We start from the raw sequence: 23,746 nt of genomic DNA on the forward strand, positions 1-23,746 counted from the left end.
AGAAAGAAAAAGATCATGGTTGCTATTAAGAAAAAAGGTTTGGGTAGAGGTCTTGAGGCCTTGCTTGGAGAGAAGACTCAAGCAGCAAGCCCTACTGCCGAGATCAACCGCTTGCCGCTAACCGCGTTACAGGCGGGTAAATATCAACCGCGTCAAAAAATGGAAGCAGGCGCTTTGCAAGAGTTGGCAGAAAGCATTCGTGAGCAAGGTGTAATGCAGCCATTGTTGGTGCGATTTGTGGCATCAGGCAAGTACGAAATTATTGCAGGTGAAAGACGTTTTCGCGCAGCAACGATTGCGGGCTTAAAAGAGGTTCCAGTTTTAGTGTCGGGCGCAGATGATCAAGCTGCCGCTGCAATGGCCTTGGTGGAAAACATGCAGCGTGAGGATTTGAATCCTCTTGAAGAATCACAAGGTTTGGCTAGGTTGATCGAAGAGTTTGGCTGTACACATGAGCAGGCGGCCAAGGCGGTGGGCAAATCACGCAGCGCGATTACCAATTTATTGCGCCTTATTCAGCTGGCAAAGCCTGTGCAGGCAATGCTATTGGCTGGCGATATCGATATGGGCCATGCGCGCGCTCTGTTGCCTCTTCCGGACGCCAGTCAGGTGGTTTTGGCACAAAGAATCTCATCTCAAGGCTTGTCTGTTCGTGAAGCAGAAAGAATGACGGCTGCACTGGTGATTGCTGGCGGACAAATAGGGGACAAAAAAACCAAAAGTAAGCCGGGAACCTCTTCTCCAAGCGGCGATCCTGATATGCAGCGGTTGATGCAAGAAATTGCAGATTTAATCGGATTAAATACCGAATTTAAGCTTAAGGGCAAAGGCGGAGAGCTCAGAATTCGCTTTAGCCAATTCGATGAGCTTGATGCTCTATTAAAAAAGTTGGGTATTGAATCCTAAAATTAAGCAGAAAAATGTCCTCAAATTCTTTGACATATTGCAGTGCACACATTAAACTCTCGGGGCTAAATTGATTCCTCAAAAAATCATTTTTCCTAGGCAAATGAATGGGATGAGCCCGAAGAAGAGGTCATTCGGGTCTACGGTAGAAGAGATTGCTGCATTGCAGCAATTCGATGCAGCAAAATATCGCGCCCTTTCACCTTGGAAAATTATTTTGACCCAAGTGCTGATTACAGCTATCAGCATGTTGTTTTGGTCAATTTTTGGTGAGCCGGTAGGGGTAAGTCTTTACACTCAGTCGGCCTTTTTAGGTGGTTTAATTAGCGTCTTGCCTACAACCTTATTTTTAATTAAGTTGAAATTGGCAAAAAAATCGCAAAGATTAAATCCAGGAAGAGTTTTAGCGGCATTAGTTTCTGGCGAATTTATCAAAATCGCCGTGACGTTAATGTTGTTTATAGGGATTGCGTATTACCTCCCTGGCGTGCTTTGGGTCCCCTTGTTGGTGACTTACCTGCTTGTCTTGAAGTGTGTTTGGCTGGCGTGGTTGTGGCGTTAAGTGGTGACAATTGAGATTGAAACAAAGGACTAGTTAAGAGATGTCTAGCGAAGTAAACCAGGCCCACGGGGCAGCAGAACAAATGACGCCAACAGCGTACATTTCTGAGCACTTACAAAATCTCACCAACTCTGGTGGACCTCAGTCATCCATTATTGATTTCAGTGTCATTAATTTAGACACCATTTTTTGGGCCTCTTTGATGGGCTTCTTGGCCGTGTTTATTTTGTTGATTGCAGCTCGTCGCGCAACGCCCGGCGTTCCAGGCCGCTTCCAGTGTTTGGTGGAAATGATTGTGGAAATGGTCGATACACAAGCTAAGAGCATTGTTCATGGCAACCGCACTTTTATTGCTCCACTCGCTCTCTTCGTATTCTTCTGGACAATCCTCTTAAATACACTCGACTTAATTCCTGTGGATTGGGTGTTGGGCGTAAATCATTTCATTGAAAGTTGTGGTGTGCATGTGCCACACCACAGATTGGTTCCTACTACTGATTTGAATGCCACTATGGGCATGTCACTTTCTGTATTGCTTTTGGTGTTCTTCTACAGCTTCAAAGTAAAAGGTGTTGGCGGCTTCTTGCATGAGCTCGTTTCAGCCCCATTTGGCGCTAAATGGTATTTGGCACCATTCAATCTTGCATTGAACATCATTGAATATTTGGCGAAAGGCGTTTCTTTGGGGATGCGACTTTTCGGAAACATGTACGCTGGCGAATTGGTCTTTTTATTGATTGCCTTGCTCGGTAGCGTATGGACATTTAATTTAGATTTATCCCTGTTCGGATTGGTGGGCCATGTTATTGCTGGCTCAGCTTGGGCCATCTTCCACATTTTGGTTATTTTGTTGCAGGCCTTTATTTTCATGATGTTGACTTTGGTTTACATCGGGCAGGCGCATAGCCATCACTAAGATTTTATTTTTAACTTACCTCTTTTAACTTCAGGAGTCAGCAACATGCAAGCATTTTTAGCAACTATTCAAGGTTCAACAGCTATCTGTATCGGCATCATCATCGGCCTCGGCGCGATCGGTGCTTGTTTGGGTATCGCATTGATGGGTGGTAAATACATCGAAGCTTGTGCACGTCAACCAGAATTGATGGAGCCACTCCAAACTAAGATGTTCCTGTTGGCTGGTTTGATCGACGCTGCGTTCTTGATCGGCGTTGGTGTTGCAATGTTGTTTGCTTTCGCAAACCCACTGCTCGCAGTTATTAAGTAATTGTTTTTGCGTGGATGACCAGCGGGTCATCCAACTGTTCTCAACAATACGGAAAGGAATATCGTGAATCTGAACGCGACCCTATTCGCGCAAATGATCGTTTTTTTCGTCTTATGGTGGGTTGTTGCACGCTTTGTGTGGCCGCCGCTAGTAAAGGCGATAGATGAGCGTTCAAGCAAAATTGCTGATGGTTTAGCTGCTGCCGAGCGCGGTAAAGAAGCTCTCGCACTAGCCAGCAATGAAGCTGAGCAAGAATTAACTAAAGCACGCCAAGAAGGTGTTCAACGCGTTGCTGAAGCTGAAAAACGTGCACAAATATCAGCCGAAGAAATTCGTGCTAACGCACAGGCCGAAGCCGCTCGAATCATTTCTCAAGCACAACAAGATGCAGCTCAACAAGTTACCCGCGCTCGTGAAGTATTGCGCGCTGAAGTTGCCTTGCTTGCTGTTAAAGGCGCTGAGCAAATTTTGCGTCGTGAAGTAGATGCAAAAGCGCACGGCCAATTGCTTGACCAACTAAAGGCAGAACTTTGATATGGCTGATTTAGCCACTATTGCACGTCCTTATGCGGAAGCGCTTTTTCAAAGCGCCAAGCCAGCTGAGCTTGCTGGATGTTTGGAGCAGTTAAATGAATTGGCGCAGTTTGCTGCTTTGCCAGAAGTTGCTGCTTTGTCAAACAACCCAAAAGTATCTGCTGATGATTTGAGTAAATTGCTTTCTGGCATGGTGAAGACCAAATTAGATGGCAAGGTTGCCAGCTTTTTGAATCTTGTAAATCAAAACCACCGCTTAGCAGCTGTTCCGGAAATTGCACATCAATTTGCAGCAATGAAGAACAATAGCGAAGGCGCAGCAGAAGTAAACATTACCAGTGCATTCCCTTTAGAGGGTTCTGCGTTAAATGATTTGTTGTCAAGTTTGAAGAAGCGCTTTGGGGGTAAGGAATTGCGCCCAACTATTCAAGTTGATCCAACATTGATTGGCGGAGTTCGCATTCAAGTTGGCGACGAAGTAATGGATAGTTCAGTTAAGGCTCAGTTAGCTCAAATGCAAGCAAGTCTTGGCGCATAAGTGATCCCTATTAAGAACATACGAAATAAGACCCAGGAGTAAGTAATGCAACTCAACCCTTCCGAGATCAGCGAGCTGATCAAAAGCCGAATTAGCGAATTGGGCGTTGACTCCCAAGTTCGCAACGAAGGCACTGTAATTTCAGTGACCGACGGTATTTGCCGCGTACATGGCTTGTCAGGCGTGATGCAGGGCGAAATGTTGGAGTTTCCGAACAACACTATCGGCCTCGCGTTAAACCTTGAGCGTGATTCTGTTGGTGTCGTAGTGTTGGGTGAGTACACTCACATTAAAGAAGGTGACCCAGTTAAATGTACTGGCCGAATTTTGGACGTTCCAGTTGGTCCAGAGTTGCTTGGTCGCGTTGTAAACGCACTTGGTCAGCCAATTGATGGCAAAGGCCCAATCAACACTAAGTTAACTGACTTTATTGAAAAAGTTGCTCCTGGCGTTATCGCACGTCAATCCGTTAGCCAGCCAGTGCAAACTGGTTTGAAGGCGATTGACACCATGGTTCCAATTGGCCGTGGTCAGCGTGAGTTGATCATTGGCGACCGCCAAACTGGTAAGACAGCTGTTGCGGTTGACGCGATCATTAACCAAAAAGGTAAAGGCGTTTATTGCGTTTACGTGGCGATCGGTCAAAAAGCTTCTACTATTGCTAACGTGGTTCGCAAGCTCACAGAATTGGGCGCGATGGAGTACACTGTTGTTGTTGCAGCAAGTGCTGCTGAGTCTGCAGCGATGCAGTACCTCTCTGCTTACGCAGGTTGCACTATGGGCGAATACTTCCGTGACCGCGGTGAAGATGCTTTGATTGTTTACGATGACTTGACCAAACAAGCAGTTGCTTATCGTCAAATCTCCTTGTTGCTCCGCCGCCCACCGGGTCGCGAAGCATATCCTGGCGACGTTTTCTATCTCCACTCACGCTTGCTTGAGCGCGCTGCTCGTGTAAATGCTGAGTACATTGAGAAGTGCACCAACGGCGCAGTAAAAGGCAAAACGGGTTCTTTGACCGCATTGCCAATTATTGAAACTCAAGCCGGTGACGTTTCTGCATTCGTTCCAACCAACGTAATTTCGATTACTGACGGACAGATCTTCTTGGAAACCGACTTGTTTAACGCTGGTATCCGTCCTGCGATTAACGCCGGTATTTCTGTGTCCCGCGTTGGTGGTGCTGCACAAACTAAAGTCATGAAGAAATTGTCTGGCGGTATTCGTACCGACTTGGCGCAATATCGTGAATTGGCGGCGTTTGCTCAGTTCGCCTCTGACCTTGACGAAGCAACCCGAAAGCAGCTCGAGCGTGGTCGTCGCGTTACTGAATTGTGTAAGCAAGCTCAATACAAGCCACTCCAAGTTTGGGAAATGGCCGCTTCACTCTACGCTGTTAATAATGGCTTCTTCGATGACCTCGAAGTGAAGAACGTATTGGTCTTCGAAAAGGGTTTGCAAGATCATTTGAAATCTAAGTACGCTGACTTAGTTGCGCGTATTGAAGAAACCAAAGATTTGAGCAAAGATGACGAAGCTGCGTTGCGTGCCGCTATTGAGGATTACAAGCGTTCTGCCTCTTTCTAAGAGGGCTCGCATAAATCATGGCAAGCACAAAAGAGATACGATCTAAGATCAAGAGCGTGCAAAACACGCGCAAGATCACGAAGGCAATGGAAATGGTCGCCGCATCCAAGATGCGTCGCGCCCAAGAGCGCATGCGTAATGCGCGTCCATACGCTGAAAAAATTCGTGAGATTGTTGCCAATCTTTCTAAAGCAAATTCTGAGTTCCGCCCTGCTTACATGGCAACTCGCGAAGTGAGGAAAGTTGGCACGATTTTGGTTACTACAGACAAAGGCTTGTGCGGCGGTTTAAATACCAACGTCTTACGTTTGATCGCTAACCAAGTGCGCGATTTGCAAGAAAAAAATATTGAGATTGCGTACACCGCAATTGGTGCAAAAGGTTTGCAATTTTTGAATCGCTCAAAAGCAAAACTCATTTCTCAAACAATCCAGATTGGGGATACGCCTCATATGGATGTTTTGATTGGCGCAATTGTTAGCCAATTAGAAGCGTTTGAGCGTGGCGAGATTGATGCTGTTTATTTGGCATACACCCGCTTTGTAAATGCAATGAAACAAGAGCCTGTTTTAGACAAACTCTTGCCTTTGGAGCCAGAGGCTTTGACTCAACAAGAAAAAACAGGCAATTCTTGGGACTACATCTACGAGCCGGACGCAGAGTCCATCTTGAATGGCCTGCTTAAACGTTACGTTGAGGCAATGATTTATCAGGCGGTTGCGGAAAACATGGCTTCTGAGCAGTCTGCACGCATGGTCTCAATGAAGGCTGCTTCAGATAATGCGAAGAACGTTATTGGTGAATTGCAATTGGATTACAACAAGACACGACAAGCTGCTATTACTAAAGAGTTGTCGGAGATTGTTGGCGGAGCGGCCGCGGTTTAAGCGGTCAGCGTTTAGGAATACGAAAGAATTCAGGAATTAAAAGCGGAGACATGCGATGAGTAACGGAAATATCGTGCAGTGTATCGGTCCAGTGGTGGACATTCAGTTCCCACGCGACAAAATGCCAAACATTTATGATGCATTGACATTAGTTGATAGCGGCGAAAAATCATTCGCTGAAAAAGGATTGACCTTTGAAGTGCAGCAACAAATCGGTGACGGCGTAGTTCGCGCGATTGCCATGGGCGCTAGCGATGGCTTGCGTCGTGGCATGGAAGTGAAGTCTTCCGGAAAGCCAATTTCTGTGCCAGTTGGTCCAGCAACTTTAGGTCGCATCATGGACGTTTTAGGTCGTCCAATCGATGACGCAGGTCCGATTGCCACTGAAGAGCGTCGCGCTATTCACCAGCCAGCACCAAAGTTTGATGAGCTCTCCCCTTCTGTTGACTTGCTCGAAACAGGCATTAAGGTTATTGACTTAGTTTGCCCGTTCGCTAAAGGCGGTAAGGTTGGCTTGTTCGGTGGTGCGGGTGTTGGTAAGACCGTGAATATGATGGAATTGATTAACAACATCGCTAAGCAACACTCAGGTTTGTCTGTGTTTGCCGGTGTTGGTGAGCGTACTCGTGAAGGCAATGACTTCTATCACGAGATGAAAGAATCTAATGTTATCGACAAAGTGGCGATGGTGTTTGGCCAGATGAACGAACCTCCTGGCAACCGTTTGCGCGTTGCGTTGACTGGTTTGACAATGGCTGAAGCGTTCCGTGATGAAGGCCGTGACATTTTGTTCTTCGTTGACAACATCTACCGTTACACATTGGCCGGTACTGAAGTTTCTGCGTTGCTCGGTCGTATGCCTTCTGCTGTGGGTTACCAACCTACATTGGCTGAAGAGATGGGTAAATTGCAAGAGCGTATTACTTCCACTAAGACTGGTTCTGTTACCTCTATTCAGGCCGTTTACGTTCCTGCGGATGACTTGACCGATCCGTCACCAGCGACAACCTTCTTGCACTTAGACTCCACAGTTGTGTTGTCACGTGACATCGCTGCATTGGGTATCTACCCAGCGGTTGATCCATTGGATTCAACCAGCCGTCAGCTCGACACACAAGTGGTTGGCCAAGAGCACTATGAAGTGGCTCGTGATGTGCAAATGACATTGCAGCGCTACAAAGAATTGCGCGACATTATTGCGATTTTGGGTATGGACGAATTGTCGCCAGAAGACAAATTGGCTGTATCACGTGCTCGTAAGATTCAACGTTTCTTGTCCCAGCCTTTCCACGTTGCTGAAGTGTTTACTGGTTCACCAGGCAAATACGTTCCATTAAAAGAAACTATCCGTGGTTTCAAAATGATCTGCAGCGGTGAATTGGATCACTTGCCTGAGCAAGCGTTCTACATGGTGGGTGCAATTGATGAAGCCATCGAGACAGCCAAGAAGCTTTAATCGAACTCATCTAGGGAAATTATGTCAACCATACGTGTCAATGTAGTAAGTGCTGAGCAGTCTATTTTCAGCGGAGAAGCCAAGTTTGTTGTGCTTCCTGGCGAAAGTGGTGAGCTCGGTGTTTTGCGCGGCCACACTCCTTTGATTACACGCATTCGTCCAGGCTCAGTTCGTATTGAAAAAGCTGACGGTGATGAAGAGTTTGTTTTCGTAGCTGGTGGCTATTTAGAAGTTCAGCCAGATCACGTGACCGTATTAGCAGACACTGCTATTCGCGGGCATGATCTTGATGAAGCCAAAGCTCTTGAAGCCAAGAAACGCGGTGAAGAGGCTATGCAAAATCGTGATACCGACTTTGATTTGGCCTTGGCCCAATCCGAGTTTGCAATGGCAGCTGCGCAGCTGGCAGCGATTGCGCGCTTCCGTCGTAAAAAGTAATATCCGGTCATCTCCTTGCTGTTAAATGATCGGTTTTTAAAGGCCTGCCTGGGCGAAGCGGTTGATCAAACACCGCTTTGGCTCATGCGCCAGGCCGGCCGATATCTCCCCGAATACAACGCCACACGGGCTAGAGCCGGAAGTTTTCTTGGCCTCGCACAAAATCCTGCTTACGCTACTGAAGTAACCCTTCAACCTTTGGATCGATATCCATTGGATGCGGCAATTTTGTTCTCAGATATTTTGACGATTCCTGACGCTATGGGATTGGGACTCAAATTTGCTGCCGGCGAAGGCCCAAGCTTTGACCACCCCCTTCGCACTGAAGAGGCGGTTAAAAAATTGCGCGTCGCCGATATGGACCAGTTGCAGTATGTCTTCGATGCTGTTTCAGAAATCCGCAAAGCCCTCATTCAGGATGGCAAGCAGCGCGTCCCATTAATCGGTTTCTCTGGAAGCCCATGGACATTGGCGTGCTACATGATTGATGGCTCTAGCGCAGATGGTTTCGGTTATGCTAAAATCATGATGTTTAGTCGTCCTGATTTGATGCAGCATATCTTAGATATCAATGCACAATCTGTTGCCACTTACCTAAATGAGCAAGTAAAAGCGGGCGCACAGGCGCTCATGATTTTTGATACTTGGGGCGGCATGCTCCCAGATGGCTGGTATCAAAAAGTCTCATTGGCATCCATGCAAAAAGTGATTGCTTTATTGCCGCGTGAACATGAGGGTCGACAAATTCCGGTGATTATGTTGACTAAGGGCGGCGCAATTTGGCTAAATGATATGGCCCAAGTGGGTGCCGATGTCATTGCTATTGACTGGACGATGTCGCTCAGTCGTGCTAGAAAACAATTACTCGCTTTGAACAAACCTCTGGCATTACAGGGCAATCTAGACCCACTTATTCTGTTCTCAGAGCCAAAACAAATTGCGGCACAAGCAAGCCTTCTTCTAGAGGATTTGGCGAGTGCTCCAGCTCTTAAAACGGGTTTGCATCCACTAGATGGCCATGTGTTTAATTTGGGCCACGGCATCTCTCAGTTCACACCCCCAGAAAGTGTTTCCGCTCTTGCAGAAGCTGTAATTGAGCGCTCAAGGTCGCTTAGGGTAAAGTCATAATCCTGAGTAATCGCTAACTTGTACATTGAATTGATGGCGCAAGTTATGCACAGACGGCGACAACATTCGAAATTCAGTGAGATTGCGAATAACGATGTAAATTATTGATTTATATATAAAATAACTAAAAAACGTTAAAACACTGCAAAAATGGAAAGCTGATAAATTGATATACAAATCAGAATGTTTCGATGATATCCACAGACTTATCCACAAGCCAAATAGAGATTTTAAGCAATAAATGTCCATTCCGATTGTTGTTCAAGTTGTCGTTGATAAGCCTCTTGCCCAGGGCTTTGACTACTTGTGGGACGAAAGTGAGCTGGGGGCGCGGCCTGAGGTGGGTATCTTGGTTGAGGTGCCATTTGGGCGCAGTCATCTCGCGGGACTTGTAATTAAAGTAAGTGCTTACTCTGATTATGAGATTCATAAATTAAAGTATGTAACGAGAAGGTCACCACTCCCCCCTTTAGGCTCGGCTGTTCTGCGTCTAATGAATTTTGCGAGTCAGTATTACATCCACGCCCTTGGGGAAACCATCATCCCCACGATTCCATTAATGTGGAAAAAGCCCGATGACTGGGAAAAGATTCCAAAGAAATTAGTTGCTGATGCAGAAAAGCAAAAGAAAAAAAACAAACAAGAGGCAATAGAAGGTTTTGTTGATGAGAGCTTTTTAAATGCCGGTCAGAAGCTCGCGTTAGAACAATTACGCACATGCTCTGCGAGTGAATTCACACCAATCCTTTTACAAGGACAAACTGGCAGCGGAAAGACTGCTGTATTTTTAAATTGGCTTAGTGGAATTTTGGATGACGCAAGCGCGCAAGTTTTATTGCTTGTTCCTGAAATTAATTTAACGCCACAGCTAGAGCGCAGAGTACGTGCCTATTTTCCAGATAAAAAAATGGTTGTATTGCACAGCGGTGTGAGTGAAAGAGTAAGAGGTATTGCATGGCATGATGCGATGACTGGTAAAGCCCAAATTATTTTGGGCACACGCTTGGCCGCTTTGACGCCATTGCCAAATTTGCGCGCGATTGTGGTGGATGAGGAGCATGACCCGTCCTATAAGCAGCAAGATGGCATTCGCTATTCGGCACGCGACCTCGCTATATGGCGCGCCCACGATTTAAAGATACCCATCCTTTTAGCGTCCGCTACACCATCACTGGAAACTTGGATGGCTGCGAAAGCAGGTCGTTATGAATATGTGCGCCTAGATCAACGCGCGCAAGGCGCGAGCTTGCCCAAAGTGCATTTGGTGAATATGCGTGATCCACAAACCCAATTTAGTCCAGGCGACGCAGGGAAGCCTAAATCAAAAAGTCTAATTTCTAAAACCATCTGCAATGCGGTGAGCCAAAGTTTAGAAAACAAGCAGCAAAGTTTAGTTCTCATCAATCGCAGAGGTTACGCGCCTGTACTCAGTTGCGGCGCATGCTCATGGCTATCTAAATGTGAGCAATGTAGCGCATATATGGTTCTCCACAAAGCTGGTGCTTGGGGCAGGAAGTCGGTTTTGAGGTGCCATCATTGTGGCTTGGTTAAGGCAATACCAAGTCATTGCCCTGATTGCGGAAATACCGATTTGAAGACCTTGGGACAAGGCACTCAAAAGATCGAAGACTCTATTGAAGAGATGTGGCCCGATGCCAGGGTTTTACGCGTTGACACAGACTCTAGCAGGAAGCGTAAAGGCGCCGAAGAGCTCTTTCAGGAGATCCATACGGGAAATGTCGATATCGTTGTTGGCACCCAAATGATTGCCAAGGGGCATGATTATCAAAACATTGGCTTGGTTGCCGTATTGGATGCTGACAGTAGATTGTTCTCGCAAGACTTTAGGGCGGCAGAGAGATTATTCGCACAATTAGTTCAGGTTGCTGGGCGTGCTGGAAGATCTAGTAAAGATGGCGAAACTGGTGGCGTAATTTATATTGAAACCCAGCTTCCCGAAGCAGCAGTTTTTCAATTTTTACTGCGCCATGATGTGGATGGGTTTTTATCCTTTACGGCGAATGAAAGAAAAGAGGCGGGCTTGCCACCATTTGCGTATCAGGCATTGGTCCACGCCGAGGCTAAGAGCCTCGATAAGGCCATTCAGTTTTTAATTGCCTTAAAGGGGTATTGGAAGTCCCAAGGCCATATATCTAAAGGGCTTAGAGTCTATGACCCAGTGCCCAGGGCGATGATGCGGGTGGCGGGCTCGGAGCGCGCCCAGTTGCTAGTTGAGTCTGATGATCGCAAAAATCTGCAAGAAATTTTAGAGGCGATGGATCGCTATTTGCGTGAACACTCTCAGGGGCGTATTAGCAAAGAGGGTCGCATTCGATGGTTAATTGAACGCGATCCGATTTCAATCTAAGTTTTAAGCCCCTGGGCCGGCGCTATATTTTTCTAGCGTGAAAAGYGTTTCTAATTCAGATGCAAGACTTTCATTAGAGGCGGGCTTAATTTTGAATGGCCAAACTCCATAAGGTTTTCGTTGACGATTTCGGGTGAGGTGTCTACCTCTTCATTAAGCGCAACAATTTCTCCGCTCACCGGCGCATGAATATCGCTCGCCGCTTTAACTGATTCGATGAGTGCAATCGCTTCGCCCTGCTTTACTTGCTGCCCCAGCTTTGGCACTTGAAATAACATCACATCACCTAGAGCATCCTGCGCATGGTTGCTAATGCCAACCCATACCAAGCCATCCTCTTCGAGGTCAGCCCACTCATGGGTTTCTGCACACTTACAAGTATCTTGAGTATTCATTGTGCATCCTTTGACTTCATTTTATGCTGACTCCCATCAAATGCTGAATCAGCAAATGATGAATTTATCTTCTGGATATATATGCCAATTAAATTAGGAATTGTCCCTGTTACACCCTACGAGCAAAATTGCTCAATTCTGGTTTGCCAAGAAACCGGTGGCGCCGCAGTGGTTGACCCGGGGGGAGATATTGAAAAAATCCTTGAGGGCGTTAAGCAAATGGGTGGTAATGTGAAGAAGATCTTGCTAACCCACGGACACCTTGATCATTGCGCCGCTGCTAAGGATTTGGCGGATCAGTTGGGCGTCCCCATTGAGGGGCCACAGGAAGACGAGCGGTTTTGGATTGACCAATTGCCAGAGCAAACGGTGCGTTTTGGTTTTGGGCATGCTAAAGTTTTTGAGCCAGACCGCTGGTTAAACAATGGCGATCATGTGCAGGTTGGCAATGTCGATCTTGAGGTGTTGCATTGCCCTGGCCACACGTCTGGTCACGTAGTATTTTTTGACAAAGAAGATCGCTTGGCAATTGTTGGGGATGTCTTATTCGCAGGCTCAATTGGGCGCACAGATTTTCCGCGTGGCAATCATGCGGATTTAATTAACGCAATTACAACGAAATTGTGGCCGCTAGGCGACGATGTTCAGTTCGTGCCAGGCCATGGACCAATGTCGACATTTGGCCAGGAGCGTAAGACGAATCCATATGTTGGGGATGGCGCTTAAAAACTTTTACAACGAGTGAAATTAGGTTTTTGCTGAGCCGGTACGATGTGTACGGTTGTATACACAGCTAGCGCAGATCCAGCGTTGCTTGCGATTGCTTGTTGAAATCCAAGTGCCACCCTCGAGTCGTTTTTCACGGCTGCAAGAAGAGCAAAATTTAAGGCTCTGAGAGGTTTCTTGGGTAGCTGCTGGAGTCGAGGTAGTCATGGGCAATCCGGGTAAGGCAAATCTTATACAGAAGATCTATTTTACCCGTTTTGTCCCGCTGGGGCTTGGCTCAGCACAACCCGGACTGAATCAGCCGTCTTGTTGCCATCAAAATCGAGCCAAGCCTTGTTTTCAAAGTCGTAAAGCTTGCACTTGCGTGCAGTATCAAAATACCAAGCCCATGAGAACTTTTGTACAAAAATACGCTCTGGAAGGATAGTTTCTAGGGTTTGTTGGGCCTCTGGCAGGCGATACAGCGGTACGCTCATATCCACATGATGAGCTGTGTGCTCCATGATGTGGTGCATCAATTTGCCCCAAATCCAGTTGAAGGTCAGATGAACAGTTGTGGATACAAACGGCTGGGCGCGCAACCACTCAGATTTCTTGTCGTACCAAGAGACCTTTGGGTGGGTGTGATGCACGTACACCACAAATCCAATCATGCCGTTCCAAAACAAAAATGGCACCGCAAAACCGGTAATCAAGCCAAGCCAAATAGATTGATCAGTAACGATAGCGCCAGCAATTAAGCAAGCAATCCAAACAATCGCAAATGCGGTAACAAGCAAGTTGTCTTTTAAGAAAATGGGGCGATCACCAGGTTTGTTTTTGGCGTTCGGAAAGTACTCGCGTCTCCACCAAATTTCAATTAAGTAGTAAAAAACCGGGCCCCAGCCACTGCGGTAAAGGCGCTCTAGAGCCTTACGCCATGGGGGCAGCGCGTCATATTCTGCTGTAGATAAAGGCGCCCAAACAAAGTCAAAGCCCTTTAGGTTGGTTTGCCCGTGGTGTACAACGTTATGACCAACATCCCACAAACTGTAGGGCGTCAAAGAAGGTAAAAATGCGATGCGACCTAGAACTTTATTGAGCTCACGATTCGGCGTGTAACTCTGATGGCAAGCGTCATGCCCCAAAATAAAGATGCGGCCAGTTACAAAGCCAGCAACAACGCCAAACACCACTTTCAGCAGGATGCTTTCTACAAAGATGGTTCCAGCGATACAGCCCAACCACAACAGGGCATCAATCACGAGAAGCATGATTGCGCGCCCAGTTTCCCCCTGAGCCATTGGAATTAGCCAGCTTCGAATGATTTTTCGATGCGGTAATGGCGCCTCTGGCGGCAAGGGGTTGGTCAGGGATGGCTCTGAAGGGGCGGAATTTAGATGTGTAGACACGACAAGAATCAATAAGTTAGGTGCAAATGATAGCGGTTTTCGTAATAATTCACGCATGATATAAGTCAAAAAACCCTTGAGTGTTGGCGCGCCCGGCAGGAATCGAACCTGCGACCCTTGGCTTCGGAGGCCAATACTCTATCCACTGAGATACGGGCGCTAGCGAAAAACGAATTACCTTCCTATTGTAAGTGCCCATATCCCTACTCTCTAGTTATAATCACGGCAAAACAACCCTAAAACCCGTCAAACGATAAATTCTTATGGGCAACGAGCACGGAAGTCTGATTAAGTCCCCAAAACAACTCATCATGGTGTTTCCAAGCTTTTTTGTGCCACTCATCATTATTTTGTTGTGAATGGTGTTTGTGAACAATGGCAAGCGTGGTGATTCTTCCACGACTACTGAGCAGTTAATTAAGCCTGTTGCGCAACTAAATTTTAAAGATGCCAGCACTCCACAAGAGCTTCAAACTGGCGAGCAAGTTTATAAAGCCGTTTGCGCAGCATACCATGCAAGTGGCGCCGCAGGCGCGCCTAAATTTGGTGATGCGAGTGCATGGGCGCCTCGCTTGGGCCAGGGTTACGACGGTTTGATGGCTTCTGTATTAAAAGGCAAGGGCGCAATGCCTGCGCGCGGTGGATAAAGCCCTGCCAATGTAAGCGATTATGAGTTTGGCTGTGCTGTGGTTTATTTGGCCAACTCTGCTGGTGGAAAACTGCCAGAACCAAAAGCGCCTGCCGCAACATAATTTTTTATTACGCATATTTAAAAGCTGGCACCTGGACAGCTTTTTTGATTTTCATTTATTCGCTTTTTGCATCCAAGGCAATTTGATAGACCTCTTTTTTTGTGAGCCCTAGCGTTTGCGAAAGCACCGAGGCGATTGCTTTGCTACCCATATATGGGCTTAGTGCATTTGCCCATAGCAAAAGAGATGCATGCTCCGGAGCCTCGTCACCATTGCTTGAGCGCCCCGCCACCACAATCACAAACTCACCCTTGAGGCTTTCTGCCCCCTCTAGCCAGTTAGCGATATTGCTGGCTTGCAAAGAAACAATCTCCTCAAATTTTTTGGTTAACTCACGGCAAATCAAAAGCTGACGATCAGACTCTAGATGCTTCACCAGCAACGTAAGCGTATCTTTAATGTGATGTGGAGATTCAAAAAAGATGCTGGCTTTTTTAGAGCCCGAAATGTCTTTTAAGAGCGCATCTCGGCCTTTGGTTTTATTGGGCCAAAAACCTAAAAATTGAAAGCGCCCTTCCGAGTTGTGCATCACAGATCCTGCGGCTGAGATGGCGCTAGAAACTGCACTCGCGCCGGGAATGGGTATTACCCGCAGCCCTGCTTTTTGAACTTCATTGACTAACTTTGCCCCAGGATCAGAGACGCCCGGCGTTCCTGCATCTGAGATATAGGCCCAGCGCTCATTGTTGGAGAGGTGTTGAATAACTGTTTGAGCGCCGCTGATTTCATTGTTCTCATGGAGCGCTAAACATTTTTTATGAATGCCAAATTGTTGGAGTAATGCAGCGCTATGTCTGGTGTCTTCACAAGCAATCCCATCAACCGCATTTAAGACGTATAGGGCACGCAAGGTAATGTCCCCCAGATTGCCAATAGGTGTTGCAACCATGTAAAGCGCCCCAGCAGGCAAATCTTGCTGCTTTAAAAAATCGAATGAGCTAAGTTCCATGGGGCTACCTGAGAAAAGTTAGAGAATTAGCAAGAGAATACGTTGCTTTTGAGAGAGGCTTATAAGTACTGAAATTAGGCTATCTTTGGCGCATAATATTGCTATGGAAAAAGACATCAATGAACGCTTGCGTAAGCGCGCCTCACAACATTTTCTAGATAGCATTGCGGTAAAGCAAGAGGCTGAGAGGGTGTTTCCAGATTCGGTTGCTATGGGCGTATTGGCAATGGTGGATTGTTTGCGTGCCGGTGGTAAAGTAATGGCTTGCGGTAATGGCGGTTCTGCTGCGGATGCCCAGCATTTTGCTGCAGAGCTCATTGGACGATTTGAAAGAGAGCGCCAAGAATTGGCAGCGATTGCCTTGACGACGGATACCTCTATTCTGACCGCGGTTGGAAATGATTACAGCTACGACGAAGTATTCAGCAAACAAGTTCGTGGACTTGGAAAACAAGGCGACATCCTTGTGGGGATTTCAACTTCAGGAAATTCAAAGAATGTTGTAAAGGCAATTGAAGCCGCAAAAAAAATAGGCATCAAAATTATTGCACTGACTGGAAACTGTGGCGGAAAGATCGCTCAACTTTTAGATAAAGATGACATTCATTTGTGCGCACCATCAACACGTACTGCGCGTATTCAAGAAACACATTTAGTTTTACTTCATGCGCTATGCGATGGCGTTGATCACGTCTTGCTCGATTAAGCTCCGCTCCCACTTCTATACAGAAAATATCTAAATGAAAATTTCCTTGCTCAAAAGATTGTTCTTTGCCACCCTCATTGCATCTCAACTTTCAGCTTGTGCAGTAGTTGCTGTTGGTGGTGTAGCTGCTACCGCTACTGTTGCGGCAGATCGTCGCTCACCATCTGTGCAAGCAATTGATAAAGGGATTGAGCTTGAGGCGGAGAACGCATTGGCAAAACGATTTGGCGAAAGCGCTCACATTAATGTCACCTCATTCAATCAAAAAGTATTGCTGACCGGTGAAGTAAGGGATGCCGATATTAAGAGCGAGGCAGGCGCTTATGTAAAAGCAATGAAGAATGCACGCTCTGTCTTTAATGAGTTGGTTATCGGGTCTAATACTAGCTACACCTCACGCGCAAACGATTCTTATCTTGAGTCTAAAATCAAAACACAGATGATCTTTGCTGATCAGTTGCCTTCAAATTCTATAATTATTGTGGCTGAAGGAAGCAGCGTGTATCTCATGGGAATGCTCACGCAGAGCGAATCTGAGCTCGCGAAAAAAGTCACCAGAAATACTAATGGTGTGAAAGACGTTTACGCTTACTTTGACATTATTTCTGAAGCAGAAAAAGTGCGCTTAGAAAAACAAGGCAAAGCTGATCAAACACAACCAAGCAGCCCTCCAAAATATTAATCATTTTTTAAAGCTTGAAGATGTTTAAAAAGCGAGTGACGATAAACATCGTTTGTTTGTTTGCGATACTCGCTTATTTCTTACCTAATGCGTATGCAAATACTGAAGACGAAAAGACATTCTCGATTGCGAAACAAAATGCGTGCTTAGGTTGTCACGCAATCAATAAAAAAATTGTTGGCCCAACTTTTGCGGCAGTCGCAGAAAAATATAAGAATGACCCGAACGCCCAAACATTTTTAAAAAATAAAATTGTTAAAGGCGGTTCTGGATCATGGGGTGTTGTGCCCATGCCTGCGAATACAAAATTAAATGATGCGGAGCTGTCTGCAGTAACCAATTGGATACTGCGTGGTGCACCCAACAAAAATTAATTAGAAAATTAACGCACCAGTCCTGGTCTGCCCAAGAACCACCACCAGGCTTCATTGGAGCGTTTGAGATTTTCTTTCAGGGCGTAATCCATGTCGGCCCACTGCTCATTAGCCGCTTCGTCCACAATGGTTGCGGGATTTGCACGCGGTAATTTAAGACAAGCATCGGCATAGGCATATTCAACAGTCATGCCAGCCTTTTGTGCCAAATGCATCATTGCCTTATTGTTTGCAAGACAGTGAACATAAAGCGTCTCGATGCGAGTATTGCGGGAGTGGGCCACAGGGCGCTGTAACAGTGCAGTGCCCAAGCCCTGGCCACGCCCTTCTTGGCAATACAGAAACACCAAACTCCGCTGCTCTTGCCTCCCCGTTATGCTCTGGCAAGTAGTCCAGGTGAGCCATGCCCATGAGCTTTAGGTCTAAATTAAATACGCCAAAAACCGCATCCCCATTGAAATTAAGCCCTTCTAGATAGTGACGTATGACTTCATCTGGGGTGTGCGTACCAAAGCGCAGGGGTCTATCTTCATCATTTAGCTGTAGCAGATGATTCAATATCTCTTGCCTATAGCCGGCATGAAGTTCGCGAACGCGGACTGCCAGCCCGGCCGTATATAGGGCCTGAAGGTGAGTGACTGTTCGCTCATTTATTGTGCATAGCAATATCTTAGCAGTAATTAGAATAATTTTCAGGGTTTTCCCTGATAGGTGGCTGATACGCCATAAAGGACAAAAAACGGGTTTAAAGATGGTTAAGGTGGGGATAAATTTTGTGGGATTTCCTTGCAAACCTTAAAAAATCAGAAATTTAAGAATTAAGAAAAAAAGTTGAAATTTTTTTTTCAAAACTAACCCTTTGTTTTTATTGAATTAATTTTAATCGTAGGAAAAAACCCTGCCTTTTTGAAGAAAAAGAGTACGAAAGGTATTGACGACCCAAAAAAAATGGGATATAGTTTCACCTCTATGTGCTGAAATGTTTTTTGAAATACGAGACAAGTCAGTCCTCTTTAAAAATTAGTCAACCGATAATTGTGGGTACTAAGTGTGAAAGCATCCAGTCTTTCGGGATAGATGTAAATAAATAGTACTCATAGACAGTAAGTAAAAAGATTTGGTTTTATTACCAAGTCAATTTCTTGAATGAGTGCGACGATCCGCAAGGATCACAGGAATTGAACTGAAGAGTTTGATCCTGGCTCAGATTGAACGCTGGCGGCATGCCTTACACATGCAAGTCGAACGGCAGCACGGGTGCTTGCACCTGGTGGCGAGTGGCGAACGGGTGAGTAATACATCGGAACGTACCTTATCGTGGGGGATAACGCAGCGAAAGCTGTGCTAATACCGCATACGCCCTGATGGGGAAAGCGGGGGATCGAAAGACCTCGCGCGATTAGAGCGGCCGATGCCTGATTAGCTTGTTGGTGGGGTAAAAGCCCACCAAGGCAACGATCAGTAGCTGGTCTGAGAGGACGATCAGCCACACTGGGACTGAGACACGGCCCAGACTCCTACGGGAGGCAGCAGTGGGGAATTTTGGACAATGGGGGAAACCCTGATCCAGCAATGCCGCGTGAGTGAAGAAGGCCTTCGGGTTGTAAAGCTCTTTTGTCAGGGAAGAAACACCGGCTCTAACACAGTCCGGGAATGACGGTACCTGAAGAATAAGCACCGGCTAACTACGTGCCAGCAGCCGCGGTAATACGTAGGGTGCGAGCGTTAATCGGAATTACTGGGCGTAAAGCGTGCGCAGGCGGTTATACAAGACAGGCGTGAAATCCCCGGGCTTAACCTGGGAATGGCGCCTGTGACTGTATAGCTAGAGTGTGTCAGAGGGGGGTAGAATTCCACGTGTAGCAGTGAAATGCGTAGATATGTGGAGGAATACCAATGGCGAAGGCAGCCCCCTGGGATAACACTGACGCTCATGCACGAAAGCGTGGGGAGCAAACAGGATTAGATACCCTGGTAGTCCACGCCCTAAACGATGCTGACTAGTTGTTCGGGATTTACATCCTGAGTAACGTAGCTAACGCGTGAAGTCAGCCGCCTGGGGGGTACGGTCGCAAGATTAAAACTCAAAGGAATTGACGGGGACCCGCACAAGCGGTGGATGATGTGGATTAATTCGATGCAACGCGAAAAACCTTACCTACCCTTGACATGTCACTAACGAAGTAGAGATACATTAGGTGCTCGTAAGAGAAAGTGAACACAGGTGCTGCATGGCTGTCGTCAGCTCGTGTCGTGAGATGTTGGGTTAAGTCCCGCAACGAGCGCAACCCTTGTCTTTAGTTGCTACGCAAGAGCACTCTAAAGAGACTGCCGGTGACAAACCGGAGGAAGGTGGGGATGACGTCAAGTCCTCATGGCCCTTATGGGTAGGGCTTCACACGTCATACAATGGTGCATACAGAGGGTTGCCAACCCGCGAGGGGGAGCTAATCTCAGAAAATGCATCGTAGTCCGGATCGTAGTCTGCAACTCGACTACGTGAAGCTGGAATCGCTAGTAATCGCGGATCAGAATGTCGCGGTGAATACGTTCCCGGGTCTTGTACACACCGCCCGTCATACCATGGGAGTGGGTTTTGCCAGAAGCCGTTAGCCTAACCGCAAGGAGGGCGACTGCCACGGCAGGGTTCATGACTGGGGTAAAGTCGTAACAAGGTAGCCGTATCGGAAGGTGCGGCTGGATCACCTCCTTTCTAGAGAAAAGATGCTGGAGCTATAGTGCCCACACTTATCGGTTGACAATAATAGCCACGGGTCTGTAGCTCAGCTGGTTAGAGCACTGTGTTGATAACGCAGGGGTCGTAGGTTCAAATCCTACCAGACCCACCAATCAGTAGTGATATGGTCTTGGTGGACGTTGGGGGATTAGCTCAGCTGGGAGAGCACCTGCTTTGCAAGCAGGGGGTCGTCGGTTCGATCCCGTCATCCTCCACCAACTCTTAAATGTCAAAATTAAGCTTATTAGTTAATTGTTTAGTTTTGCCATTTATGGCTGTTCTTTAAAAATTTGAGTAAGCAAAGTGTCAAATGTTTTTTGAGAGGACATTTGACAATGTAAATAAGGGTAAAGATTGAATCATCAATCAGTAATATCAAACGAGTTTTACAAAGTTCTTAACAAGTACTTACAGTTTGGATTACGGCAAACATGTCAGAAGTAGAAGTAAACCTGTAACAGTTACTAGCAATGGTGCTCGTTATAGGATCAAGTGAATAAGTGCACATGATGGATGCCTTGGCGATTACAGGCGACGAAAGACGTTATAACCTGCGATAAGCCCCGGGGAGCTGGTAAATAAGCTTTGATCCGGGGATTTCTGAATGGGGAAACCCACCACTTTTGTGGTATCCATACCTGAATACATAGGGTATGAGAAGCGAACCTCGTGAACTGAAACATCTAAGTAGCGAGAGGAAAAGACATCAACCGAGATTCCCAAAGTAGTGGCGAGCGAAATGGGAAGAGCCTTCTAGTGATAGGTCAGTAATTAACAGAATGGAATGGAAAGTCCAACAATAAAGGGTGATAGTCCCGTATGTGAAAATTATTGAGTGGTACTAGGCTAGAGACAAGTAGGGCGGGACACGTGAAATCCTGTCTGAATATGGGGGGACCATCCTCCAAGGCTAAATACTCGTGATCGACCGATAGTGAACAAGTACCGTGAGGGAAAGGCGAAAAGAACCCCGGGAGGGGAGTGAAATAGATCCTGAAATTGTGTGCATACAAACAGTAGGAGCCTCGTAAGGGGTGACTGCGTACCTTTTGTATAATGGGTCAGCGACTTACATTCAGTAGCAAGCTTAACCGAATAGGGAAGGCGTAGCGAAAGCGAGTCCGAATAGGGCGCTAGTTGCTGGGTGTAGACCCGAAACCAGTTGATCTATCCATGGCCAGGTTGAAGGTGCGGTAACACGTACTGGAGGACCGAACCCACTAACGTTGAAAAGTTAGGGGATGAGCTGTGGATAGGGGTGAAAGGCTAAACAAAACTGGAAATAGCTGGTTCTTTCCGAAAACTATTTAGGTAGTGCCTCGTGTATCACCGTAGGGGGTATAGCACTGTCATGGTAGTGGGGTCCATTGCGGATTACTGCGCCATAGCAAACTCCGAATACCTACGAGTGCAAGCACGGGAGACAGACATCGGGTGCTAACGTCCGGTGTCAAGAGGGAAACAACCCAGACCGCCAGCTAAGGTCCCTAATATATGCTAAGTGGGAAACGAAGTGGGAAGGCTAAAACAGTCAGGAGGTTGGCTTAGAAGCAGCCATCCTTTAAAGAAAGCGTAATAGCTCACTGATCGAGTCGTCCTGCGCGGAAGATGTAACGGGGCTAAGCATATAACCGAAGCTGCGGATCACGTAAGTGATGGTAGGAGAGCGTTCTGTAAGCCTGTGAAGGTGCCTTGTAAAGGATGCTGGAGGTATCAGAAGTGCGAATGCTGACATGAGTAGCGATAAAGGGGGTGAAAAGCCTCCTCGCCGTAAGCCCAAGGTTTCCTGTTCAACGTTCATCGGAACAGGGTGAGTCGGCCCCTAAGGCGAGGCAGAGATGCGTAGCTGATGGGAACAAGGTTAATATTCCTTGACCATTGTTAGATGCGATGGGGGGACGGATCGCGGAAAGTTGTCCGGGTGTTGGATGTCCTGGTTCTTGCGTTGGAGATGGCTATTAGGTAAATCCGGTAGCGTAATTCAAGGGCGTGAGACGAGCGAATTTATTTGCGAAGCAATTGGAAGTGGTTCCAAGAAAAGCCTCTAAGCTTCAGTCTAACAAGACCGTACCGCAAACCGACACAGGTGGGCGAGATGAGTGTTCTAAGGCGCTTGAGAGAACTCAGGAGAAGGAACTCGGCAAATTTGCACCGTAACTTCGGGATAAGGTGCGCCCTGGTAGTTTTATCCTGAACAAGGTGAGGACGAAAGGGTTGCAATAAAAAGGTGGCTGCGACTGTTTAATAAAAACACAGCGCTCTGCAAACACGAAAGTGGACGTATAGGGTGTGACGCCTGCCCGGTGCTGGAAGATTAAATGATGGGGTGCAAGCTCTTGATTGAAGTCCCAGTAAACGGCGGCCGTAACTATAACGGTCCTAAGGTAGCGAAATTCCTTGTCGGGTAAGTTCCGACCTGCACGAATGGCGTAACGATGGCCACACTGTCTCCTCCTGAGACTCAGCGAAGTTGAAATGTTTGTGATGATGCAATCTACCCGTGGCTAGACGGAAAGACCCCATGAACCTTTACTGTAGCTTTGCATTGGACTTTGAACCGATCTGTGTAGGATAGGTGGGAGGCGTTGATATCAGGATGCTAGTTCTGATGGAGCCATCCTTGAAATACCACCCTGATTTGTTTGAGGTTCTAACCTTGGCCCGTTATCCGGGTCGGGAACAGTGCATGGTAGGCAGTTTGACTGGGGCGGTCTCCTCCCAAAGTGTAACGGAGGAGTACGAAGGTACGCTTGGTACGGTCGGACATCGTACCTAAAGTGCAATGGCAAAAGCGTGCTTAACTGCGAGACCGACAAGTCGAGCAGGTGCGAAAGCAGGTCATAGTGATCCGGTGGTTCTGTATGGAAGGGCCATCGCTCAACGGATAAAAGGTACTCTGGGGATAACAGGCTGATACCGCCCAAGAGTTCATATCGACGGCGGTGTTTGGCACCTCGATGTCGGCTCATCTCATCCTGGGGCTGTAGCCGGTCCCAAGGGTATGGCTGTTCGCCATTTAAAGAGGTACGTGAGCTGGGTTTAAAACGTCGTGAGACAGTTTGGTCCCTATCTGCCATGGGCGTTGGAGATTTGACGGGGGCTGCTCCTAGTACGAGAGGACCGGAGTGGACGTACCGCTGGTGTGCCTGTTGTTTCGCCAGAAGCATCGCAGGGTAGCTATGTACGGAAGAGATAACCGCTGAAAGCATCTAAGCGGGAAACTTGCCTGAAGATGAGATCTCCCGTAGGTTTAACCTACATAAAGGGTCGTTGAAGACCACAACGTTGATAGTTTGGGTGTGGAAGTGCAGTAATGCATTAAGCTAACCGATACTAATTGCCCGTTAGACTTGATCCTATAACCAGCACTATTGTGTTGGATGTTTGCCAGATTTAATCTGC

The 23,746-nt window shown here is 47.0% G+C and carries 23 protein-coding genes, 3 tRNA genes and 2 rRNA genes; 21 read left to right on the forward strand and 7 right to left on the reverse strand.

Annotated features, from left to right (window positions below; all coding sequences use genetic code 11):
- Nucleotides 1–15: 15 nt before the first annotated feature.
- The 12 genes from DXE35_RS08940 (at nt 16) to priA (ending at nt 11,632) form a co-directional block, all read left to right on the forward strand.
- Nucleotides 16–906: a ParB/RepB/Spo0J family partition protein gene (locus DXE35_RS08940; protein ID WP_114690293.1), complete on the forward strand. Its 891-nt coding sequence runs from the start codon at nt 16–18 to the stop codon at nt 904–906.
- Nucleotides 907–1,018: 112 nt separating this feature from the next.
- Nucleotides 1,019–1,468 (forward strand): ATP synthase subunit I, encoded by a 450-nt coding sequence (locus DXE35_RS08945; protein WP_197714037.1) that lies wholly within the window; start codon nt 1,019–1,021, stop codon nt 1,466–1,468.
- 40 nt (nt 1,469–1,508) lie between these two features.
- The gene (atpB, locus tag DXE35_RS08950) at nt 1,509–2,384 is read left to right on the forward strand and encodes a F0F1 ATP synthase subunit A (RefSeq protein ID WP_114690294.1); all 876 of its coding nucleotides are present in this window, start codon (nt 1,509–1,511) and stop codon (nt 2,382–2,384) included.
- A 45-nt stretch (nt 2,385–2,429) separates the two neighbouring features.
- Nucleotides 2,430–2,696: a F0F1 ATP synthase subunit C gene (gene atpE, locus DXE35_RS08955; RefSeq protein WP_011901869.1), complete on the forward strand. Its 267-nt coding sequence runs from the start codon at nt 2,430–2,432 to the stop codon at nt 2,694–2,696.
- A 63-nt stretch (nt 2,697–2,759) separates the two neighbouring features.
- Nucleotides 2,760–3,230 (forward strand): F0F1 ATP synthase subunit B, encoded by a 471-nt coding sequence (locus tag DXE35_RS08960; protein WP_114690295.1) that lies wholly within the window; start codon nt 2,760–2,762, stop codon nt 3,228–3,230.
- A gap of 1 nt (nt 3,231) precedes the next feature.
- Nucleotides 3,232–3,768 carry a F0F1 ATP synthase subunit delta gene (locus tag DXE35_RS08965; protein WP_114690296.1) on the forward strand — a complete coding sequence of 179 codons (537 nt, stop codon included), beginning with the start codon at nt 3,232–3,234 and terminating at the stop codon, nt 3,766–3,768.
- A 45-nt stretch (nt 3,769–3,813) separates the two neighbouring features.
- Entirely contained in the window at nt 3,814–5,355 is a 1,542-nt protein-coding gene (atpA, locus tag DXE35_RS08970; RefSeq protein ID WP_114690297.1) for a F0F1 ATP synthase subunit alpha, read from the forward strand.
- A gap of 17 nt (nt 5,356–5,372) precedes the next feature.
- Nucleotides 5,373–6,242 carry a F0F1 ATP synthase subunit gamma gene (gene atpG / locus DXE35_RS08975; RefSeq protein ID WP_114690298.1) on the forward strand — a complete coding sequence of 290 codons (870 nt, stop codon included), beginning with the start codon at nt 5,373–5,375 and terminating at the stop codon, nt 6,240–6,242.
- A 55-nt stretch (nt 6,243–6,297) separates the two neighbouring features.
- Nucleotides 6,298–7,698, forward strand: coding sequence for a F0F1 ATP synthase subunit beta (atpD, locus tag DXE35_RS08980; RefSeq protein WP_114690299.1), 1,401 nt, complete (start codon nt 6,298–6,300; stop codon nt 7,696–7,698).
- A 21-nt stretch (nt 7,699–7,719) separates the two neighbouring features.
- A complete protein-coding gene (locus DXE35_RS08985; RefSeq protein ID WP_114690300.1) occupies nt 7,720–8,136 on the forward strand; it encodes a F0F1 ATP synthase subunit epsilon in 417 nt (138 codons plus the stop codon).
- 9 nt (nt 8,137–8,145) lie between these two features.
- Nucleotides 8,146–9,264: a uroporphyrinogen decarboxylase gene (hemE, locus tag DXE35_RS08990; protein WP_114690301.1), complete on the forward strand. Its 1,119-nt coding sequence runs from the start codon at nt 8,146–8,148 to the stop codon at nt 9,262–9,264.
- A gap of 241 nt (nt 9,265–9,505) precedes the next feature.
- Nucleotides 9,506–11,632 (forward strand): replication restart helicase PriA, encoded by a 2,127-nt coding sequence (priA, locus tag DXE35_RS08995; protein ID WP_114690302.1) that lies wholly within the window; start codon nt 9,506–9,508, stop codon nt 11,630–11,632.
- A gap of 50 nt (nt 11,633–11,682) precedes the next feature.
- On the opposite strand, the gene DXE35_RS09000 is transcribed toward priA, so the two are convergent.
- Entirely contained in the window at nt 11,683–12,027 is a 345-nt protein-coding gene (locus tag DXE35_RS09000; RefSeq protein WP_415070242.1) for a glycine cleavage system protein H, read from the reverse strand.
- A gap of 81 nt (nt 12,028–12,108) precedes the next feature.
- Between DXE35_RS09000 and DXE35_RS09005 the strand changes: the two genes are divergently transcribed.
- Nucleotides 12,109–12,753, forward strand: a complete 645-nt coding sequence (locus DXE35_RS09005) for an MBL fold metallo-hydrolase (protein ID WP_415070244.1) — start codon at nt 12,109–12,111, stop codon at nt 12,751–12,753.
- Between the two features lie 21 nt (nt 12,754–12,774).
- Here DXE35_RS09005 and DXE35_RS10815 read toward each other — a convergent pair whose 3' ends face one another.
- From DXE35_RS10815 to DXE35_RS09015, 3 genes are all read right to left on the reverse strand, one after another.
- Nucleotides 12,775–12,960, reverse strand: a complete 186-nt coding sequence (locus tag DXE35_RS10815) for a hypothetical protein (protein WP_231970119.1) — start codon at nt 12,958–12,960, stop codon at nt 12,775–12,777.
- A 41-nt stretch (nt 12,961–13,001) separates the two neighbouring features.
- On the reverse strand, nt 13,002–14,153 hold the full coding sequence (locus DXE35_RS09010) for a fatty acid desaturase (RefSeq protein WP_415070319.1): 1,152 nt from the start codon (nt 14,151–14,153) through the stop codon (nt 13,002–13,004).
- Between the two features lie 75 nt (nt 14,154–14,228).
- Nucleotides 14,229–14,304: transfer RNA gene (locus tag DXE35_RS09015), tRNA-Arg, on the reverse strand.
- A gap of 208 nt (nt 14,305–14,512) precedes the next feature.
- On the opposite strand from DXE35_RS09015, the gene DXE35_RS10820 reads away from it, so the two are divergent.
- On the forward strand, nt 14,513–14,791 hold the full coding sequence (locus DXE35_RS10820; RefSeq protein ID WP_231970121.1) for a c-type cytochrome: 279 nt from the start codon (nt 14,513–14,515) through the stop codon (nt 14,789–14,791).
- Nucleotides 14,792–14,951: 160 nt separating this feature from the next.
- Here DXE35_RS10820 and rsmI read toward each other — a convergent pair whose 3' ends face one another.
- Nucleotides 14,952–15,845 carry a 16S rRNA (cytidine(1402)-2'-O)-methyltransferase gene (gene rsmI, locus DXE35_RS09025; protein ID WP_114690303.1) on the reverse strand — a complete coding sequence of 298 codons (894 nt, stop codon included), beginning with the start codon at nt 15,843–15,845 and terminating at the stop codon, nt 14,952–14,954.
- A gap of 103 nt (nt 15,846–15,948) precedes the next feature.
- Here rsmI and DXE35_RS09030 point away from each other — a divergent pair, with 103 nt between their 5' ends.
- The 3 genes from DXE35_RS09030 to DXE35_RS09040 are packed head-to-tail and all read left to right on the forward strand — an operon-like array spanning nt 15,949 to nt 17,607.
- A complete protein-coding gene (locus tag DXE35_RS09030; RefSeq protein ID WP_114690434.1) occupies nt 15,949–16,551 on the forward strand; it encodes a phosphoheptose isomerase in 603 nt (200 codons plus the stop codon).
- A 34-nt stretch (nt 16,552–16,585) separates the two neighbouring features.
- Nucleotides 16,586–17,233, forward strand: coding sequence for a BON domain-containing protein (locus tag DXE35_RS09035; protein ID WP_114690304.1), 648 nt, complete (start codon nt 16,586–16,588; stop codon nt 17,231–17,233).
- 35 nt (nt 17,234–17,268) lie between these two features.
- Nucleotides 17,269–17,607, forward strand: coding sequence for a c-type cytochrome (locus DXE35_RS09040; RefSeq protein ID WP_231970122.1), 339 nt, complete (start codon nt 17,269–17,271; stop codon nt 17,605–17,607).
- A gap of 8 nt (nt 17,608–17,615) precedes the next feature.
- On the opposite strand, the gene DXE35_RS10825 is transcribed toward DXE35_RS09040, so the two are convergent.
- The gene (locus DXE35_RS10825; RefSeq protein ID WP_231970123.1) at nt 17,616–17,891 is read right to left on the reverse strand and encodes a hypothetical protein; all 276 of its coding nucleotides are present in this window, start codon (nt 17,889–17,891) and stop codon (nt 17,616–17,618) included.
- Nucleotides 17,830–18,165 carry a hypothetical protein gene (locus DXE35_RS10830; protein WP_231970173.1) on the reverse strand — a complete coding sequence of 112 codons (336 nt, stop codon included), beginning with the start codon at nt 18,163–18,165 and terminating at the stop codon, nt 17,830–17,832. Before DXE35_RS10830 ends, DXE35_RS10825 begins: the two co-directional genes overlap by 62 nt.
- A 622-nt stretch (nt 18,166–18,787) precedes the next feature.
- Here DXE35_RS10830 and DXE35_RS09050 point away from each other — a divergent pair.
- From DXE35_RS09050 to DXE35_RS09065, 4 genes are all read left to right on the forward strand, one after another.
- Nucleotides 18,788–20,320 (forward strand): 16S ribosomal RNA (locus DXE35_RS09050).
- 59 nt (nt 20,321–20,379) lie between these two features.
- A tRNA-Ile gene (locus DXE35_RS09055) sits at nt 20,380–20,456 on the forward strand.
- A 30-nt stretch (nt 20,457–20,486) separates the two neighbouring features.
- Nucleotides 20,487–20,562 (forward strand) — tRNA-Ala (locus DXE35_RS09060).
- A gap of 268 nt (nt 20,563–20,830) precedes the next feature.
- A 23S ribosomal RNA gene (locus tag DXE35_RS09065) occupies nt 20,831–23,702 on the forward strand.
- Together the 16S and 23S rRNA genes with 2 tRNA genes alongside form the textbook arrangement of a ribosomal RNA operon.
- Nucleotides 23,703–23,746: the final 44 nt, after the last annotated feature.

It is taken from the genome of Polynucleobacter necessarius, assembly GCF_900095215.1.
Classification (GTDB): domain Bacteria; phylum Pseudomonadota; class Gammaproteobacteria; order Burkholderiales; family Burkholderiaceae; genus Polynucleobacter; species Polynucleobacter necessarius_H.

Bases quoted from the DNA above. Each gene is read 5' to 3' on its own strand.
- DXE35_RS08940 (WP_114690293.1), top strand. From the start codon at position 16: ATGGTTGCTATTAAGAAAAAAGGTTTGGGTAGAGGTCTTGAGGCCTTG.
- DXE35_RS08945 (WP_197714037.1), top strand. From the start codon at position 1,019: ATGAGCCCGAAGAAGAGGTCATTCGGGTCTACGGTAGAAGAGATTGCT.
- atpB (WP_114690294.1), top strand. From the start codon at position 1,509: ATGTCTAGCGAAGTAAACCAGGCCCACGGGGCAGCAGAACAAATGACG.
- atpE (WP_011901869.1), top strand. From the start codon at position 2,430: ATGCAAGCATTTTTAGCAACTATTCAAGGTTCAACAGCTATCTGTATC.
- DXE35_RS08965 (WP_114690296.1), top strand. From the start codon at position 3,232: ATGGCTGATTTAGCCACTATTGCACGTCCTTATGCGGAAGCGCTTTTT.
- atpA (WP_114690297.1), top strand. From the start codon at position 3,814: ATGCAACTCAACCCTTCCGAGATCAGCGAGCTGATCAAAAGCCGAATT.
- atpG (WP_114690298.1), top strand. From the start codon at position 5,373: ATGGCAAGCACAAAAGAGATACGATCTAAGATCAAGAGCGTGCAAAAC.
- atpD (WP_114690299.1), top strand. From the start codon at position 6,298: ATGAGTAACGGAAATATCGTGCAGTGTATCGGTCCAGTGGTGGACATT.
- DXE35_RS08985 (WP_114690300.1), top strand. From the start codon at position 7,720: ATGTCAACCATACGTGTCAATGTAGTAAGTGCTGAGCAGTCTATTTTC.
- priA (WP_114690302.1), top strand. From the start codon at position 9,506: ATGTCCATTCCGATTGTTGTTCAAGTTGTCGTTGATAAGCCTCTTGCC.
- DXE35_RS09000 (WP_415070242.1), bottom strand. From the start codon at position 12,027: ATGAATACTCAAGATACTTGTAAGTGTGCAGAAACCCATGAGTGGGCT.
- DXE35_RS09005 (WP_415070244.1), top strand. From the start codon at position 12,109: ATGCCAATTAAATTAGGAATTGTCCCTGTTACACCCTACGAGCAAAAT.
- DXE35_RS10815 (WP_231970119.1), bottom strand. From the start codon at position 12,960: ATGACTACCTCGACTCCAGCAGCTACCCAAGAAACCTCTCAGAGCCTT.
- rsmI (WP_114690303.1), bottom strand. From the start codon at position 15,845: ATGGAACTTAGCTCATTCGATTTTTTAAAGCAGCAAGATTTGCCTGCT.
- DXE35_RS09030 (WP_114690434.1), top strand. From the start codon at position 15,949: ATGGAAAAAGACATCAATGAACGCTTGCGTAAGCGCGCCTCACAACAT.
- DXE35_RS09035 (WP_114690304.1), top strand. From the start codon at position 16,586: ATGAAAATTTCCTTGCTCAAAAGATTGTTCTTTGCCACCCTCATTGCA.